This is a genomic window from Streptosporangiales bacterium (assembly GCA_009379955.1).
Lineage (GTDB): Bacteria > Actinomycetota > Actinomycetes > Streptosporangiales > WHST01 > WHST01.
On record WHST01000054.1, the window covers coordinates 11,696 to 29,695 of the forward strand.

Annotated in this window: 16 protein-coding genes and 1 pseudogene; 4 read left to right on the forward strand and 13 right to left on the reverse strand. The window is 71.1% G+C overall.

Going from position 1 to position 18,000, the window contains the following annotated elements; translation table 11 throughout:
• The first annotated feature begins 16 nt into the window (after positions 1-16).
• The 4 genes from GEV10_16885 (at position 17) to GEV10_16900 (ending at position 5,177) form a co-directional block, all read left to right on the forward strand.
• Complete coding sequence (locus GEV10_16885) at positions 17-784, forward strand: c-type cytochrome (GenBank protein MQA80132.1); 768 nt, start codon at positions 17-19, stop codon at positions 782-784.
• A gap of 1 nt (position 785) precedes the next feature.
• Positions 786-1,904: a Rieske 2Fe-2S domain-containing protein gene (locus GEV10_16890; GenBank protein MQA80133.1), complete on the forward strand. Its 1,119-nt coding sequence runs from the start codon at positions 786-788 to the stop codon at positions 1,902-1,904.
• An 82-nt stretch (positions 1,905-1,986) separates the two neighbouring features.
• Complete coding sequence (locus GEV10_16895) at positions 1,987-3,654, forward strand: ubiquinol-cytochrome c reductase cytochrome b subunit (GenBank protein MQA80134.1); 1,668 nt, start codon at positions 1,987-1,989, stop codon at positions 3,652-3,654.
• A gap of 164 nt (positions 3,655-3,818) precedes the next feature.
• Positions 3,819-5,177 (forward strand): hypothetical protein, encoded by a 1,359-nt coding sequence (locus tag GEV10_16900; GenBank protein ID MQA80135.1) that lies wholly within the window; start codon positions 3,819-3,821, stop codon positions 5,175-5,177.
• Between the two features lie 30 nt (positions 5,178-5,207).
• On the opposite strand, the gene GEV10_16905 is transcribed toward GEV10_16900, so the two are convergent.
• The 13 genes and pseudogenes from GEV10_16905 to GEV10_16965 all read right to left on the reverse strand — a co-directional run bounded on the left by GEV10_16905 (position 5,208) and on the right by GEV10_16965 (position 18,000).
• Entirely contained in the window at positions 5,208-5,609 is a 402-nt protein-coding gene (locus tag GEV10_16905; GenBank protein ID MQA80136.1) for a cytochrome c oxidase subunit 4, read from the reverse strand.
• The gene (ctaD, locus tag GEV10_16910; GenBank protein ID MQA80137.1) at positions 5,606-7,279 is read right to left on the reverse strand and encodes a cytochrome c oxidase subunit I; all 1,674 of its coding nucleotides are present in this window, start codon (positions 7,277-7,279) and stop codon (positions 5,606-5,608) included. The genes GEV10_16905 and ctaD overlap by 4 nt, the downstream gene beginning before the upstream one ends.
• Positions 7,276-8,169 (reverse strand): cytochrome c oxidase subunit II, encoded by an 894-nt coding sequence (locus GEV10_16915; GenBank protein ID MQA80138.1) that lies wholly within the window; start codon positions 8,167-8,169, stop codon positions 7,276-7,278. Before GEV10_16915 ends, ctaD begins: the two co-directional genes overlap by 4 nt.
• Positions 8,170-8,295: 126 nt before the next feature.
• Positions 8,296-8,964, reverse strand: coding sequence for a leucyl/phenylalanyl-tRNA--protein transferase (locus tag GEV10_16920; protein ID MQA80139.1), 669 nt, complete (start codon positions 8,962-8,964; stop codon positions 8,296-8,298).
• 47 nt (positions 8,965-9,011) lie between these two features.
• Positions 9,012-9,518 (reverse strand): zinc-binding dehydrogenase, encoded by a 507-nt coding sequence (locus GEV10_16925; GenBank protein MQA80140.1) that lies wholly within the window; start codon positions 9,516-9,518, stop codon positions 9,012-9,014.
• Between the two features lie 132 nt (positions 9,519-9,650).
• Positions 9,651-10,160: pseudogene (locus GEV10_16930) on the reverse strand (alcohol dehydrogenase catalytic domain-containing protein).
• Positions 9,980-11,017, reverse strand: a complete 1,038-nt coding sequence (locus GEV10_16935; GenBank protein ID MQA80141.1) for an oxidoreductase — start codon at positions 11,015-11,017, stop codon at positions 9,980-9,982. The pseudogene GEV10_16930 and the gene GEV10_16935 overlap by 181 nt, the downstream one beginning before the upstream one ends.
• The gene (locus tag GEV10_16940) at positions 11,014-12,567 is read right to left on the reverse strand and encodes a xylulose kinase (protein MQA80142.1); all 1,554 of its coding nucleotides are present in this window, start codon (positions 12,565-12,567) and stop codon (positions 11,014-11,016) included. The genes GEV10_16935 and GEV10_16940 overlap by 4 nt, the downstream gene beginning before the upstream one ends.
• Positions 12,567-13,628, reverse strand: coding sequence for an ABC transporter permease (locus GEV10_16945; protein MQA80143.1), 1,062 nt, complete (start codon positions 13,626-13,628; stop codon positions 12,567-12,569). Before GEV10_16945 ends, GEV10_16940 begins: the two co-directional genes overlap by 1 nt.
• Entirely contained in the window at positions 13,618-15,120 is a 1,503-nt protein-coding gene (locus GEV10_16950; protein ID MQA80144.1) for an ATP-binding cassette domain-containing protein, read from the reverse strand. Before GEV10_16950 ends, GEV10_16945 begins: the two co-directional genes overlap by 11 nt.
• Positions 15,121-15,131: 11 nt before the next feature.
• A complete protein-coding gene (locus GEV10_16955; GenBank protein MQA80145.1) occupies positions 15,132-16,298 on the reverse strand; it encodes a substrate-binding domain-containing protein in 1,167 nt (388 codons plus the stop codon).
• Between the two features lie 14 nt (positions 16,299-16,312).
• The gene (locus GEV10_16960) at positions 16,313-17,086 is read right to left on the reverse strand and encodes an SDR family oxidoreductase (protein MQA80146.1); all 774 of its coding nucleotides are present in this window, start codon (positions 17,084-17,086) and stop codon (positions 16,313-16,315) included.
• Positions 17,038-18,000: an aryldialkylphosphatase gene (locus GEV10_16965; GenBank protein MQA80147.1), complete on the reverse strand. Its 963-nt coding sequence runs from the start codon at positions 17,998-18,000 to the stop codon at positions 17,038-17,040. Before GEV10_16965 ends, GEV10_16960 begins: the two co-directional genes overlap by 49 nt.

Consider the following 18,000-nt stretch of genomic DNA (forward strand, 5'->3'; position numbering starts at 1 on the left):
ATGGCGGCGGCGGCCACTGTCGCGCTACGTGCTGCTGCTGATCGCGCTCGTGGCGGTGGGCGGCTTCTACGCGAGCGTCGACGAGACGCCGGCGAAGCAGGCCGCGGCCGCGGAGACCCCGAGCAAGGAGCAGATCGCGCAGGGCAAGGCGCTCTTCCAGACCAGCTGCGCCACCTGCCACGGCCTCAGCGGTCAGGGCACGGAGACCGGCCCGAACCTCACCGGCGTCGGCGCGGCGGCCGTCGACTTCCAGGTCGGCACCGGCCGCATGCCGCTCGCCGCCCCCGGCCCGCAGGCGCCCCGCAAGGAGCCCCGCTTCACCCAGGCGCAGATCGACGCGATGGCGGCGTACGTCCAGTCGCTGTCCCCCGGCCCGGAGATCCCCGAGGGCGTCGACGAACGCTACGACGAGGCCGACCTCGCCCTCGGCGGCGAGCTGTTCCGCGCCAACTGCGCGCAGTGCCACAACTTCGCCGGCTCGGGCGGGGCGCTGACCAACGGCAAGTCCGCGCCGTCGCTCATGGGAGTGCAGCCCAAGCACATCTACGAGGCGATGGAGACCGGCCCGGAGAACATGCCGGTCTTCGGGGAGCGCACCCTCACCCCCGACGAGAAGCTCGCGGTCATCAAGTACATCAAGGCGATCGAGGAGGAGCCCAACCCAGGCGGGGCCGGGCTCGGCCGGATCGGGCCGGTCAGCGAGGGCCTGATCATCTGGCTGCTCGGGATCGGGCTGTGCATCGCCGGCGCGATGTGGATCACAGCCAAGAAGAAGACGGACTGAGATGGCTGACAACGACAACGGGCAGGCCGACCCCTTCGATTCGCCGGCCGGGTCGAAGCGCCGCTTCGGCGGCACCCCGACGTCGGCCGAGGTGGCCGAGTCGCTCGCCGCGCGCCGCAGGGCCGAGCGCGGCGACCGCGCCCGCTCGGCCGAGGCTCCGCCCGAGCGCGAGATGACCGAGGAGGAGGCCAGGCGCGGTGAGCGCCTGGTCGCCACCTGGTTCGTGGTCGCGTTCCTGGCCGGCGTCGCCTTCCTCGTCTTCTACTGGCTCGTCCCGACCCACGACGCCGTGTCCGCCAGCCTCTCCAACAAGCTGCTCGGCACGTGCCTGACGATCGCCCTGTTCGGCCTCGCCATCGGCATCGTGCTGTGGGTGCGCAAGCTCATGCCGAACAAGGAGATGACCGACGAGCGGCACGAGCTGCGGTCGAGCGACGAGGACCGCGAGCAGTTCGCCGACTACTTCGTCGACACCGCCGAGTCGACCCAGATCACCAAGCGGCCGCTGCTGCGCCGCACCCTGCTGCTCGCGGCCGCGCCGCTCGGCCTGGCTCCGCTGTGGCTGCTGCGCGACCTGGGCCCGCTGCCGGACAAGGACCTGTTCACCCAGCCCTGGCGCAAGGGCATGCGCATGGTGGTCGCGGGCACCGAGGAGTCCGAGGAGCCCCGGCTGCTGAAGCTCGCCGACGTCACCGACTTCGGCATCGCGCTGAGCACCCTGCCCGAGGGCGTCCACGAGTTCAACGAGACGGCCAAGGCCGCCCTGCTGATCATCCGGCTGCACCCCGACGAGATCCAGGACAACAAGCGTGGCCGGGTGCAGGCCGAGCACGGCGTCGACGGCATCTGCGCGTTCTCGAAGATCTGCACCCACGCGGGCTGCCCGATCAGCCTGTACGAGCGTGAGACCCATCACCTCTTCTGCCCGTGCCACCAGTCGACCTTCGACATGATCGACGGCGCCAACGTCGTCTTCGGCCCGGCCGCCAGGCCGCTGCCGCAGCTGGCGATCACCGTCGACGACGAGGGCTACCTGGTCGCCGACGCCGACTACTTCATCAACGGCCCCATCGGCCCCAGCTTCTGGGAGCGCGGGCCCAACAGGAACACCGACGGATGATCACCGCACAGGCGTCAGGCACCGGGCAGCGACCAGGCGTACGCTGGAATCGCTGGGCACGGCGAACGGATGGGGAGACCTCATGAAGGACTCCACGAAGAAGGTCCTCGCGGGCACGGGCAAGACCCTCGACGACCGATTCGGCGGGGCGTCGACGCTGCGCAAGCAGATGAAGAAGCTGTTCCCCGACCACTGGTCCTTCATGCTCGGCGAGATCGCCCTCTACTCCTTCGTGATCCTGCTGCTCACCGGCATCTTCCTCACGTTCTTCTACAAGCCCAGCATCGAGCACGTCATCTACAACGGCTCGTACCTCAAGCTCGAGGGCATCCCGATGAGCGAGGCGTACAAGTCGACGATCGACCTGTCGCTCGAGGTGCGCGGCGGCCTGCTGATGAGGCAGATCCACCACTGGGCGGCGCTGCTGTTCGTCGCGTCGATCATGGTGCACATGTTCCGGATCTTCTTCACCGGAGCGTTCCGCAAGCCGCGCGAGGTCAACTGGCTGATCGGCATCACCCTGTTCATCCTCGCCATGCTCGAGGGCTTCGCCGGCTACACCCTGCCCGACGACCTGCTCTCCGGCGTGGGCCTGCGGATCTTCGTGTCCGTGACCTTCATGGCGATCCCGATCGTCGGCACGTACCTGATGTACTTCGCGTTCGGTGGTGGGTTCCCCGACGGGCTGGCCGGTGAGTTCATCCCCCGGCTCTACATCGTGCACGTGCTGCTGGTGCCTGGCATCCTGCTGGCGCTGATCGGCGCGCACATGATGATCATGTGGCACCAGAAGCACACCACCTGGGCGAGCGCCAAGCAGACCAACAAGAACACCGTCGGCGTGCCGTTCTTCCCGCACTTCATGGCCAAGACCGGCGCGTTCTTCATGTTCGTCTTCGGCGTGCTCGCGCTGTTCGGCACGTTCGTGCAGATCAACCCGATCTGGATGTACGGCCCCTACAACCCCGCCCACGTCACGGCCGGCGCGCAGCCCGACTGGTACATCGGCATCCTCGAGGGCGGGCTGCGCATCATGCCCGGCGTCGAGACGAACCTGTTCGGCCACACGATCGCGTGGACCACACTGGTGCCCGCCCTCGTCGTGCCCGGCATCCTCTTCACGTTCATCGGCGCGTACCCGTTCCTGGAGAAGTGGATCACCAAGGACAAGAACGAGCACCACGTGCTCGACCGGCCGCGCAACGTGCCCACCCGCACGGGCATCGGCGTCGCCTGGATCACCGTCTACCTGGTCCTGTGGATCGCGGGCGGCAACGACATCATCGCCGACGTGTTCAGCCTGTCGGTCAACTCGCTGACCTGGTTCTTCCGCTTCGCCATCTTCCTGCTGCCCGTGGCGGCGTTCGTGGTCACCAAGCGCATCTGCATCGGGATGCAGCGCAGGGAGCAGAACCTGCTGCACCACGGCGTGGAGACCGGCGTGATCAAGCGCACACCGTCGGGTGGCTACGTCGAGATCCACCGCGAGCTGTCGCCCGAGGCACGCGGCACGATCGAGGCCACCGCCCCGGCCGCGCCCGAGGAGCTGACCCAGCTCACCGACGAGCACGGCGTCGAGTCCAAGCACCGGCTGCTCGGCCGGCTCCGGGTCTCCGCGCAGCGCTGGTACTCCCAGGACAACGTCGTGCGCGACGGCAACGGCCACGGCAACGGTCACGGGCCCGCCGAGGGCGACGGTCACGCGGTCGAGGGCGAGGAACGCAAGGAGCTCACTGGCAGCCCCGACTAGGTCACCGTAATCCGGACTGACCGGTCGGTCGATGCGGAGCGCGATACTACTGCAGAAATCGGTACGGAACGTCGTCCTCTGCGCCGTATTGGTCGAATGGACCGGTGCGCCGTCGCAGACTAGACGGGTCTCTCTCACCCCCCATGAGGACGACCAGAGGACCGATGCTGGACGCTGCACTCCGTACCGAACTGGATTCCGTACCCGAGTTCGCGATGTTCGCGACCGTCGACGAGCTGTCGGCCGAGTTCGAACGCCTCGCGCGGACCTACCGGTCGACGTGCCAGCTCAGATACATCGGGGTGTCACGCCTCGGCGAGCCGCTCACCTGTCTCACGGTCGGTGACGGCGACCGGCACGCGATCGTGTTCGCCATGCCGCACCCGCACGAGCCGGTCGGCGGCCTCACCGCCGTCCACCTCGCCCGGCGCCTGTGTGCCGACCCGCGCCTGCGCAACCGCCTCGGCATGACCTGGCACATCCTGCCCTGCGTCGACCCCGACGGCACCAGGCTCAACGAGGGCTGGTTGCACGGCCCGTTCACGCGCACGCACTACGCGAACAACTTCTACCGCCCGTCACCCGACGAGCAGGTCGACTGGACCTTCCCGTTCGCGTACAAGCAGGCGTACTTCGACGGCGTCCTGCCCGAGACCGCGGCCCTGATGCGCCTCATCGACGGCCTCCGGCCGGCGTTCATGTGCTCGCTGCACAACGCCGAGGTCGGCGGCGTCTACTACTACCTGTCCAGGCACGAGCCCGGCCTCTACCCGGCCCTGCAGGAGATCCCCCAGCACCTCGGCATCCCCCTCGACCTCGGGGAGCCCGAGCAGCCGCACATCGAGCTGCTGAGCAAGGCCGTCTTCCGCACCGCCAACCCCCGGTCGGCGTACGACGCGGCGGAGCAGTACGGCCTCGACCCGCTGCACGGCGGCTCCGGCGAGTCCAGCGCGGGCTACGCGCTGCGCTACGGCACGCTCAGCCTGATCACCGAGGTCCCCTACTGGACCCACCCCAACGTCAACGACCGGTCGCCGAGCGACACCCGGTACGCCGACGCCCTGCGCGAGCAGGGCAAGGCGCTCGGGCAGTTCGCCGACCAGCTGTGCGACGTGCTCCGCCTCGTCGGGGCCGAACTCGCGACGAACTCGCCGTTCCTGCGCGCCACCCGCACCTTCACCGCGCACAGCTCCGGCCGGATGCGCGACATCGAGCTGCGCGCCGAGCGTCCCGACGCCGACCGCCCCGCCACCTCGGCGGAGCTCCACTCGCTGCGCGACACCGTCCACACGTTCCGGCTGCGCTACTCCGGCATGCTGCTGCGCGCGCTCGACGGCGAGCTCGCCATCGGCAACGGCACGCCCACGATCAGGGCACAGCGTGCCGTCGTGGCCGAGGCGCACGCCCAGTGGTGCGAGACCGCCGAGCAGGAGAGCGCGGCCGAGCAGATCCCGATCCGCAACCAGGTCGCGACCCAGTACGGCGCCATCCTCGCGTCCGCGGAGCGCGTCACCCGGCGCTGAGGGCCCGAGCCTCTGGGGCCGCCGAGCGAGCTAGTGGCGGAACTCGCCGCGGTAGTACTCGAAGACCCAGCCGACCACGGAGATCATCGCGAACAGGCCACCGATGATCACCAGCCACCAGCCGATCGGCAGGCCGACGAACGTGACCGCGCACGAGGCGGCCAGGGCGAGCGGCCACCAGCTGTGCGGGCTGTAGAAGCCGAGCTCGCCGGCGCCGTCGGAGATCTCGGCGTCGCGGTCGTCCTCGTACAGGTCCTCCTTGGGCACCCTGCGCTGGGTGTACGTCAGGTAGTAGCCGATGAGCAGCGCCATGCCGATGGCCAGGGCCAGGGCCGTGGTGCCGGTGGGGTCCTTGGAGAAGATCCAGTAGATGACGTCGGCGATGGCGAAGAAGATCGCCACGCCGAGGAACAAGATGCCCTGGACCTTCACGACGTGCGTCCTTCCACCTGGGTCGCGTCGGATGGCCGCCTGGGCGCGTGATGCAGGTCGAACGCGGGACGGTCGGACCTGATGCGCGGCAATGAGGTGAAGTTGTGGCGTGGCGGCGGACAGGACGTCGCCCACTCCAGGCCCCCGCCGTAGCCCCAGGGATCGTCGATCTCGACCTTGGCCCCGCGCTTGGCCGTGCGCCACACGTTGTAGAAGAACGGCAGCATCGAGATGCCGAGCAGCAGTGCGCCGGCGCTGGAGATCTGATTGATCCCGGTAAAGCCGGCGTCGGCGTCGTAGTCGGCGATGCGGCGCGGCATGCCGATCACGCCGAGGTAGTGCTGGATGAGGAAGGTGAGGTGGAAGCCGAAGAACAGCAGCCAGAAGTGCAGCTTGCCCAGCCGCTCGTCGAGCATCTTGCCGGTCCACTTCGGCCACCAGAAGTAGAACCCGGAGAACATCGAGAACACCACGGTACCGAACACCACGTAGTGGAAGTGGGCGACGACGAAGTACGAGTCGGAGACCTGGAAGTCCAACGGCGGCGAGGCGAGGATGACACCGGTGAGGCCGCCGAACAGGAAGGTGGTGAGGAACCCGACCGCGAACATCATCGGGGTGTCGAACGACAGGTGGCCCCGCCACATCGTGCCGACCCAGTTGAAGAACTTCACCCCGGTGGGAATCGCGATGAGGAAGGACATGAACGAGAAGAACGGCAGCAGGACCGCGCCGGTGACGAACATGTGGTGCGCCCAGACCGTCATGGACAGCCCGGTGATCGCGATGGTGGCGCCGACCATGCCGGTGTAGCCGAACAGCGGCTTGCGGCTGAACACCGGGATGACCTCGGTGATGATGCCGAAGAACGGCAGCGCGATGATGTAGACCTCGGGGTGGCCGAAGAACCAGAACAGGTGCTGCCACAAGAGGGCGCCGCCGTTGACCGGGTCGAAGATCTGCGCGCCGAGCAGGCGGTCGGCGGCCAGCGCGAGCAGCGCGGCCGCCAGCACCGGGAAGGCCAGCAGGACGAGCACGCTGGTCAGCAGGATGTTCCAGGTGAAGATCGGCATCCGGAACATGGTCAGGCCGGGGGCCCGCATGGTCAGGATCGTGGTGACGAAGTTGACCGCGCCGAGGATCGTGCCGAAGCCCGCGAGCGTGAGGCCCATGATCCACAGGTCGCCGCCGAGGCCCGGCGAGTACTGGGCGTCCGACAGCGGGGTGTAGGCGGTCCAGCCGAAGCCGGCCGCGCCGCCCGGGGTGAGGAAACCGGCGATGACGATGGTGCCGCCGAACGCGAACAGCCAGTAGCTCAGCATGTTGAGCCGGGGGAACGCGACGTCGGGCGAGCCGATCTGCAGCGGCATGATCTCGTTGGCGAAGCCGGCGAACAACGGCGTCGCGAACAGCAGCAGCATGATCGTGCCGTGCATCGTGAACGTCTGGTTGAACTGCTCGTTCGAGACCATCTGGAGCCCCGGCTGCGCGAGCTCGGCGCGCATCACCAGGGCGAGCACCCCGCCGACGAGGAAGAACGTGAACGAGGTGATCAGGTACAGGTGCCCGATCTTCTTGTGGTCGGTCGTCGTCAGCCAGTCGACCACGACCGTGCCGAGCGGACGGCGCACCTCGGCGCCGCTCGGCGTCTCCGTCACCGTGGCGGTCATGAGCCCGCACCTCCCGCGTCCGTCTGTGCGGCCTTGGTGTCCTCGATGAACTGCTGGTACTCGGTCCAGCTGACCACCTTGACCGTGAAGAGCATGCGGGAATGATCGGTGCCGCACAGCTCGGCGCAGCGCCCGGCGAAGGTGCCCTGCCGGTTCGGGACGACCTGGAACTTGTTGTCCCAGATCGGCTGCTTGTTCTCCGGCAGCTGCCAGAGCTCCTGGTCGCCCGGCGGCTGCGTGTAGGGGATCACGTCGCGCTTGAACATGAAGGCGGGTATCCAGAACGAGTGGGCCACGTCCTGGCTGTACAGGTTGAACTGCACCCGCCGGCCCTCGGGGATCACCAGGGTGGGCCGCTTGGCCGGGTCGCCGACGACGTAGACGCCGTCCTCGAGCTGGCGGCCGTTGATGCCGTCGTTCTCGTAGTAGAACTTCCAGCTCCACTGGTAGCCCACGACGTCGACGACCACGTCGGGCTTCTTGCTGGTGTCGATCAGCACGGCCTCGTCGCGGGCGGTGAAGAAGAAGAAGACCGAGACCATGATGAGCGGGACGATCGTGTAGATGGCCTCGATCGGGCCGTTCTCGCGTACCTGCGGCGGCAGCTTGTCGCTCTTCTTCTTGCGGTGGAAGATCGCGGCCCAGACGATCATGCCCCAGACGACGACGCCGACGGCCAGGGCGGCGATCCAGGAGCCCTGCCACAGCGAGAGGATCCGCTTCGCCTCCTCGGAGGCCGGGAGCGGCATGCCGAACCTGACGATCTCGTCCCTGGTGCAGGCCGTCACCACGAGCAGCACGAGGACCGCGACGGCGGCGTGCGTGCTTCGCCTGCGGAGCGGTGAGCGACGCAGTGGGGTCACGTCTCGCCTTCCACGCTGGTTACTCATGCCTACTCGACTCATGCCGAACATGTCCGGGCTGCGCAAGGGCAGCCAGAATCAAGGCCACATTACTGGTCGAACGCCGTCACCTCCGCAGGGGTAGGCAGGTTCGCCGGGCGTGTCTCACCGGTCTCAGGCGAACGCGGGCGGCAGCGGGAGCTCGAGCGCGACGGAGAGTCGTTCGAGGTACTCGGCCCGCGGTATCTCGACGCATCCGAGCGACGCCAGGTGCGGGGTCAGCCACTGGGTGTCGAGCACCCGCTCGGTGGCGCCGGCATCATCCGCCGCCAGCAGGTGGACGAGCGCCACCAGGGCGACCTTCGACGCGTCGGTCTCCCGATGGAACATCGACTCGCCCGCGAAGAGCCCGCCGATCGCCACCCCGTAGAGGCCGCCGGCGAGCTCGCCGTCGTCCGACCACGTCTCGACGCTGTGCGCCCAGCCGAGGTCGTGCAGCTCGCGGTAGGCGGCGTGGATGTCGGGCGTGATCCAGGTCTCCTCGTCGCGCACGGCGCATGCCGCCACGACCTCGTCGAACACGGTGTCGACCCGGATCTCGAACCTGTGCAGCGACCGGCGCAGCGAGCGCGGGACCCGGAGCCCGTCGAGCGGGATGACGCCACGCCGCACCGGCGACCACCAGCCGATGCGGCGGCGCAACGGCATGGGGAACAGGCCGGTGCGGTACGCCGCGAGGAGCGTGCCGGGCGTCAGGTCCGCGCCGACGCCGACGAGCGCCTGGTCGGCGGCGGCGGCCGGGTCGGGGAGCCGCCAGCTCGTCACCGGCGGTTCGATCGGCACCCGGCCGCTCCCCTCTGTCCCCGAGTCTCAGGGCTCGACGACCACCTTCAGCGCCCGCCCGGACCGCGCGGCGGCGAACGCGGCGCCCACCTCGGCGAGAGGGTACCGTCCGCCGACGAGCGCGGCCGCGTCGATCCGTCCCGTGACGACGAGGTCGAGCGCCTCGGCGCAGTCCGCGACGGTGTTGCCGCTGGTCCCGGTGAGGAGCAGCTCCTTGTAGTGGACCAGGTTGGTGTCGAGCTCGACCGTCGACGCCTGCCGCGGCAGGCCCGCGAAGAGGCTGACGCGACCGCCGGGAGCGGCCACCTCGACCGCTCGCGCTGGGCCGCCGCGACGGGGACGGCGACGACCACGACGTCGGCGCCGCGCCCGCCGGCCGAGTGCGCCGCGGCCACCTCCGCCAGGTCGTCCGCGGCCGGGTCGACGACGACGTCGGCGCCTCGCGCGGACGCCTCCCGGCGCCGGTGCGGCGACCGCGCGCTCACGATCACGCACGCGGGCACGTGGGCGCGCGCCGCCGCGAGGTGCACGAGACCGATCGGCCCGGCGCCCATGATGACGACGACGTCGTCCGGCCCGATGGCGAGCGGGCGCTGGCCGCGCAGGACGCAGGCGAGCGGCTCGACGAGGGTCAGGGCGGCCGCGTCGGCACCGGGCGGCACGGCGAGCAGGTTCCCCGCCTCGACGCCGCGCGCGGGGACGAGGACGTGCTCGGCGAGACCGCCGTCGCGCGTGACGCCCAGCGCCTCCGGCGTGCCACACGCCGTCACCCGGCCGGCCAGGCACTCCGGGCAGGCGCCGCAGCCGATGTTCGGCGCGACGAAGAACCGGTCGCCCTCGGTCACGCCGCTCCCCTCGCCGGCGGCCGCCACCACGCCGACCATCTCGTGCCCGGGGACCCGACGCGGGTCACCGGCGTACGCACGGTGGTGGCCGTCGACGATGCGCAGGTCGGTGCCGCAGATGCCGCACGCCTCCACCCGCAGGTCGCCGGGCCCGCGGTAGACGGCCGCTCTCACGGCGCGTCCGCAAGGGAGACGGGTCGCTCCTCCCGCCAGGACCGGTTCGCCGCGACGACCGCGCGGACGGCGGCCCGGCCGTCCGCGCCGGTGACGGCAGGCGGCGTGCCCTCGAGCACGGCCCCGGTGAACGCCCGCATCTCGGCCAGGTACCCCGCCTCGAACCGGTCCGGCCAGGTGCGGTGGACGGGTACGCGGGCGCCCTCGTCGCGGTCGCGGACCTCGAGCAGGGCCTGGCCGCGGACGTCGCCGATCACGAGCAGGCCCTCGCTGCCCAGCACCTCCACCCGGGCGTCGTAGCCGTAGTCCGCCGGGCAGGTGCCGTCGATCGTGCCGATCGCGTCGCACGCGAACCGCAGCGCGACGACGGCGTTGTCGTAGAAGTCGGGGTTCGTGACACCGCGCAGGCGTCCCTTGCGGTTGCTCACCTCGGCGTAGACCCGCACGATGTCGGAGCCGACGAGCCAGCGCACGCAGTCGAAGTCGTGGCTCGTCACCTCGGCGAGCATGCCGTTGGACCTGTCGATGTCCCATGCCCACGGCGGCGGCAGGCCGGGCCCCCTGGTGAGCGACTTCACGACCATCGGCTCGCCGATCTCACCCGCCTCGATCCGCCTGCGTGCCTCGGCGAACTCGGGCTGGAAGCGGCGCATGAAGCCGATCTGGAGCACGACGCCCGCCTGCTCCGCGGCCGCGGTCATCTCGTCGCACTCGTCGACGGACAGCGCCATCGGCTTCTCGCAGAACACGTGCCTGCCCGCCCGCGCGGCCGTGACCGCGAGGTCGCGGTGCAGGAACGTCGGCGTCGTGACGACGACCGCGTCGAAGGCCAGCCGGTCGATCGCCTCCTCGAGCGACGCGGCGACGCCGGCCGCCCCGACCCGGTCGGCGAGTGCGCGGGCCGCCGCAGCGTCGGCGTCGACCACGCCGACCACCCGTGCCCTCGCCACGCTCTCGGTCAGGTTGACCGCGTGCACCGCACCGGCACGCCCCGCGCCGACGACGACCACGTCGAGCTCCTGCACCGTGGTCACTCCCTCACCTCACCCTCCGCAGCAAGTGCCGAGAGCCGCCCGCTCACCGACGCGGCCGCGGACACGGCGTCCCGGTAGACCGACTCGTACTCCCGGTAGGTCGCGTGCTCCAACGGCACCGGCTCGTACCGGCGCGCGACGACCGTACCCGCGGTCGCAGCCGCCGCGAGGTCATCCACGAGTCCCACGGCAGCGCCGGCGACGAGCGCCGCGCCCCAGCAGGTCAGCTCCTCCCGCACCAGCCCGTGCAGGGGGACGCCGAGGACGGACGCCTTGATCGCGTTCCAGACCGCGCTGCGCGCCCCGCCGCCAACGACGTGTCCCGCGGTGGCGGCGTACGACGGGTCGAGCGCCGTGACAGCGCGCAGGTAGCCGGCGTACTCGTACGCGACGCTCTCCAGGACGGCGCGGACGAGGTGCGGCCTGCGGTGGTCACGGTGCAGGCCGAGCCAGGCACCGCGCAGTGCGGCGTCGCTCGGCAGCAGGCGCCCGTCGAGGTGCGGGACGAAGACGAGCCCGGCGGAGCCGACCGGCGCCCCGGCGGCCTCGGCGGTGAGCGACGCGAAGCCCTCGCCGTCCGCGCCGGCCCCGCCGGCCCCGCCGGCGAGGACCTCCGACAGCCACGGCAGCAGCGATCCGCCGGACAGGAACGACAGCCAGATCCACTGCCCCGCGACGGCGCCGCGCATGGCGATGAGTGTGCGCGACCGCTCGTCGGGCACGAAGCGGTCGGTCGACACGGCGAGGACCGCCGCGGTGCCCGCGACGTCGAGCAGCTGCCCGGGACGCACGATGCCGGCGCCCAGCGCGGAGGCCGCGGTGTCGCCGAGACCCGCGGCGATCGGCGTGCCCCGGCTCAGCCCGGAGGCGTCGGCGGCCTCGGCGGTGAGCGCCCCGACGACGGTCGCCGGCTCAACGATCCGCGGTAGCCGCGCCATCGGCACCTCGAGCGCTGCGCACAGCTCCTCGGACCACGCGCCGGCCCTGGCGTCGGCGAGGCCGGTGAAGTGCAGGTAGGTGACGTCGATGAACGCCTCGTCGGGACGGAGCCCGGCCAGGCGGCTGGCGACGTACCCGGCGGGCATCACCCACCTCACGGTGGCGTCGAACGCCTCGCGCCGGTGCCGTCGCCACCAGCGCAGCTTGGGCGCGTGGTTGACCATCGGCGGGCAGCCGCCCACCCGGACGAGCGCGTCGCCGTGGGCACGGTCGAGCTCGGCGAGCTCGCCGGCGCACCGGATGTCGAGCCAGGAGTCGTATGGCGTCGACGCCGTCCCGTCCGCGCCCATGCCGAGGATGCCTGCCATCTGGCCGCTCACGCCGATCGCCGCGACATCGCCCGGCGGCACCTCCGCCCGCCGGACGCAGTCCGCGATCGCCTCGAGCGCCGCGGCGACGAAGTCGTCGGGGTCCTGGTCGACCCGGCCGGGGCCCTGCCACCGCAGCGGGGTGTCGCGCGACGCCTCGGCCACGGGCGTGCCGTCGACCCGGTACAGCACGGCACGCGTGCCCGTCGTGCCCAGGTCGACACCGCAGAGCAGCTCGGCCATCACCCCACCGCCCTGGCGGCGCGCCTGCGCCACTGGTCGAGCGCGACGACCACGACGATCACGAGGCCGTTGACCACCCGCTGCCAGAAGTCCGACACCCCGATGATGGCCAGGCCGTTGGAGAGCACGCCGATCACCAGCATGCCGATGACGGTGCCACTCACCCGGCCCTCGCCGCCGAAGAGGTTCGTGCCGCCGACGACGACGGCGGCGATGGCCTGCAGCTCCATCTGGTCGGCGCTGAGCGCGTTGGCGCTGCCCTGGCGGCCGGTGAGCATGAAGCCGGCGATCGCGGCGAGAACGCCGGAGAACACGTACACCGAGATCTTCGTGCGCGCCACCTTGATGCCCGACATCAGCGCGGCGTCCGGGTTGCCGCCGACCGCGTACGCCGAGCGCCCGAGCGTCGTGCGGCCGAGCACGAACGCCCCGACGAGCACGCAGACGAGCGCCACGAGCGCGATCAACGGGATCGGGCCGAGCGTGCCGCCGCCGAGCGTCAGGACCGAGTCGGGCAGGGTGCGTCCCTCGACGGCGGCCTGCGCGTCCGGCACGGGGAGCCCGTCGGTCACGAGCAGCGCGATGCCGCGGACGGCCGTCAGGGTGCCGAGGGTGGCCACGAAGTCGGGCACGTGCCAGCGCGTGATGACGAACCCGTTGAACGCACCCACCGCCGCGCCCGACGCGAGACCGAGGAGCAACGCGAGCGGCGCCGGCCACCCCCAGCTGGAGAACGCGACACCCATGACGCTGCCGGACAGCGCGGCCGTCGCGGCCACCGAGAGGTCGATGCCGCGCGCGACGATGACCAGCGTCATGCCCACGGCGAGGATCATCGGCACCGAGTACTGCCGGAGGATGTTGAGCAGGTTGTTGCCGGTGCGGAAGTCGGGCGACACGATCGAGAAGACGACGAGCAGGCCGACGAGGATGATCAGCGCCCCGCCGCGCCCACCGGCGAGCGACGCGACGCGTCCGACACCGCGCTGGAAGCCGCTCGCGCCCGACCGGTCGGTCTCCTCGTCCGTCTCGTCCGGCGCCCGGCTCTCGTCAACCGACATGCGCGCCACCCGCCTTCGCCATGATGTCCTCCTCCGTCGCCGACGGCTCGACCTCCGCGACCACGCGGCCGCCCGCCATCACGAGCACCCGGTCGGCGAGCGCCCTCGCCTCCCGCACCTCGGAGGTGAGGTACAGCACCGCGACCCCGTCCGCGGCCAGCCGCCGGACGAGTGCGAAGACCTCCTCCTTCGCGGCGACGTCGATGCCCCTCGTCGGGTCGTCGAGGACGAGCACCCGCGAACCCGAGCACGACCACCGCGCGAGCACGACCTTCTGCTGGTTCCCGCCCGAGAGCGTCTCGACGTCGACCGCGGGAGACGCCACCTTGATGCGCAGCTCGTCGACGTAGCGGCGCGCCTCGCGGCGTTCGGCGTCGAAGCGCAACAGGCCGGACCGCGTCACGCTCGGCAGCGACGCCAGCGTGATGTTCGACGCGACGCTCATCTTCGGCACGAGGCTCTGCCCGCGGCTCTCCGACACGAACCCGATTCCCGCCGCGATCGCGTCGGCGGGTGACGCCACGCGACGAGGTGTGCCTGCGACCTCGATCGTCCCCGCCGTCGCGGGCTCCAGGCCGAAGAGCGCGGACGCCAGCCGCGTACGTCCCGCGCCGACGAGACCGAACACGCCGACGATCTCGCCCTCGCGGAGGTCGAGGTCGACCGGTGCGAGCCGCGGCGGACGGGCGAGCCCGCGTACGCGCAGGGCGACCGGGCGGTCGTCCCCGGGTCGGGACGGTCTGCCGCCCGGCGCCGCCACGAGGCTCGTCGCGCGACCGACCATCATCGCGGCGAGGCCGTCCTCGTCGATCTCCCCCGTCGGCACGGTGCCGACGACACGCCCGTCGCGCAGGACGGTGACGCGCCGCGAGATCCTGACGATCTCGGCGAGCCGGTGCGACACGTAGATCACCGCCACGCCCTGCTCGGTGAGCTGCCCGACGAGGTCGAACAGCCGGGTCGCCTCACGGTCCGACAGTGCCGACGTCGGCTCGTCGAGGAGCAGCACCCGGACCTCGCTCGACAGTGCCTTGGCGATCTCGACGAGCTGCCGCTCCGCCATCCCCAGCTCCGCGACCGGACGCCTCGGGTCGACACGGAACCCGATCCGTTCGAGCGGACCCTCGGCGTCCGCACGCAACCGCTTCCAGTCGACGAGGCCGGCGAATCTCGTCGGCCAGCGTCCGAGCATGACGTTCTCCGCGATCGAGCGCTGCGGGACGAGGCTGAGCTCCTGGTACACGATGCCGATGCCCGCCGACCGCGCCGCCTCGGGCGACCCGAACGGCACGGCGCGGCCGCCGACCGTCATGGACCCGGCGTCGGGCACCACCGAGCCGGCGATCGCCTTCATCAGCGTCGACTTGCCGGCACCGTTCTCGCCGAGCAACGCGTGCACCTCACCGGCGTCGACGGTGAGGTCGACGCCGGCCAGCGCCAGGACGCCCGGGTACGCCTTGCGGACACCGGCGACCTCCAGGAGTGTCATCAACGACCTTCCCCTCAGCAGTCCGTCCTGATCTTCTTCCAGTCGATCGGCTCGAGCTTCGGGTCGGGGTAGAACCGGTCGGCGTTGTCCTTCCATACCGTCCGCGGGCGGATGTCGAACGTCGCGGGCACCTTCTGGTCGCAGGCCAGCTGCACCGCGAACTGCGCGCCGAACCATCCCCACTCCGGGAAGCCGTGCGTGGTCTCCGCGATGATCTTGCCGTCGCGGATCGCGTCGGTCGACTCCGGCGTGTTGTCGTTGGTGAAGATCGACACCTTGTCCTTCGGCGCCGCGACGGTCGGGCCCGCCGTGTTCAGCATGTCGCGCCGCTGCAGTGCCTGGATCGCGCCGAGTGCCATCTCGTTCGAGGATCCCCAGATGAAGTTCATCTCCGAGGCGTCGTAGCGCGAGGCGAAGTTCTCCGCGGCCTTCACTCCCTTCTCCCGGTTCCAGTCGGCGGCGAGCGGCTTGCCGAGCGTCTTGACGTTCGGGTAGTCGCGCAGCACGTCGGTGAAGCCCTTGTTGCGCTCGTCGGAGAAGAACGTGCCGGCGATGCCCTCGATCACCGCGCCGTTCGCCTTGGGCGCCTGCTTGTCGGCGTCGGCATACAGCTTCCGCCACCACTTCAGGTCGAGGTAGGTGTCCTCCTCGACGTCGACCTTCTCGCCGGTGCCGAGGAACCCGGGGCCGCCGTAGTAGTCGAGGACGGAGTACGCGGTGACCTGCGCGGCGTCGGAGTTGTCGAAGCCGATGTACGACGCGACCTCGATGTCGGACTGCTTCTCCAGCAGGTTCACCACGATCACCGGGATGTTCGACTGGTTCGCCCGCTTGATCGCCGGCTTCGCGGCCTGCACGTCCGACGGCGAGATGACGATGACGTCGACGTTCTTGGAGACGAAGTCCTCCACGATCGTCAGCTGGTCGGCGAAGTCGGTGTGCGTCGCAGGCGACCGCGTCAGCACCTCCACGTCGAAGCCGTTCTTGTTGGCCTGCTTGGCAGCCGCGTTGAAGTAGTTGGTGGCGGTCTTGAACACGCCGGTGTTGTCGGGCGGCGTCCACCCGATCGTGACCTTCTTGGCCTCGTTCGACGCCTCTCCCCCGCCGCCGTCGCACCCGGCACCGCCGAGCATGACCGTGCCCGCCATCGCGAGCACGGTGATCTTGATGGCCAGCCTCATTGCTACTCCCATCGTCAGGCGGCGGAGAAGCCGCCGTCGAGAACGAGCTCGGTCCCCGTCATGTACGCCGCCTCCGGTGAGGTGGCGAAGACGATCGCCGCGGCGATCTCGTCGACCCGGCCGAGACGTCCCGCCGGACGCATCAGGGCCAACGTGCGTTCGTGTGCCTCCGGGTCGTCGGCGGCGGCGATCGCGCCGTCCACGAGTGCCGTGCGCGTGGTGCCGGGACAGACCGAGACGGCGCGGATCCCGTCGGCCGCGTGGTCGACGGCGATGCACCTGGTGAGCATGACCATGCCGGCCTTCGCGACGTTGTAGGCCACCTGGCTCGGCACCACCCGCAGGCCCGCCTCGCTCGCGACGTTGACGACCACGCCACCGCCGTCCTCCCGCATGGCGCGTACCGCGGCGCCGGCGAGCAGGACGGCTGCGCGCAGGTCGCAGTCGAGGATCGCGTCGAGATGCTCCGCCGTGAGGTCGGCGACCGTCGCCCGGTCGTGGACGCCCGCGCTGTTGACGAGCGCGTCGAGCCCGCCGCGTCGCGCCACGACGTCGGCGACGAGGCGTTCCGGTGCGCCGCCGTCGGTCAGGTCGGCCGGCAGGAACTCCCCGCGGCCGTCGAGCCGGTGCACCAGCGACGCGTCGCGACCACCGGCCGCGACCCACCAGCCGTGCTCGGCGAGCGCCAGCGCCGCCGCCTCCCCGATGCCGCTGGTGGCACCGGTCACCAGGACGGTCCTCACGTGCGTCCACCTCCACTCTGCAGGACCGGGGACCACGTCAGCCACCGGCGCGGGTTGTCGACGAGCACCGTACGGACGAGGTCCGCGCCCGCCGCCAGCTCCAGCCGTGGCACGAACCGGCGCGGCAGGTAGTCGAGGCCCGGCATCCCGCCGTACGCCCGGTAGCGCCGCCGGCGTGCGACGTCGCCGCCGAGCAGGATCCGCGCCGCCGCACCGGACTCCGCCGCCCGCACCAGGCAGTCGAGGACGACGCTGTCCGGCCACGACCGGTGGCGCGCCATGCCGTCGTACCCGAGGTACGCGCCGGCGGCCGCGATCTCGGCGTGCAGGCCGGGATCGGGGTTGCGGTCGACGTGCGCGAGCACGACGCGGTCGGCAGGGACGCCGAGCTCGGCGAGCTCGCCGAGCACCTCGAACGCCGCGCTGCCGTGCTCCAGGTGCACCATCACCGGCGCGCCCGTCTCGCCGTGCGTCGCCGCCACCGCACCGAGCACCCGCCGCTCGAACGCGGAGATCGACCAGTAGCCGACGCCGGCCTTGAGCACCCCGGCCCGTACGGGCGTGGCCGGGTCCGCACCGCCGCGGTCGTCGTACGCCCGGTCGGTCAGGTCACCGGCGAACAGCTCCGCGAGCCCCCGCTCGTCCATGCCGAGCAGCGGATGTCCCTCGCGGTAGTGCGGCTCGCGGTGCGCGCCCGTGGTCAGGACCACGTGCAGTCCCGTCGCGGCCGCGACGCGCGCGACCGCCGCCGGCTCGCGACCGAGCCCGACGGGCGTGGCGTCGACCATCGCGTCGACGCCGGCCGTCCGCAGCGACGCGGCCTCCGCTCGGCCGGCGTCCTCGTCGTCGAGCTCGTCGCCCGGCAGCAGCGGGGACACCTGGAACAGGTGCTCGTGGTAGTCGGTACGACCGAGCGCCTCGGGAACGACATCCCCGAGCACCGTGCGTACGATCCCCAC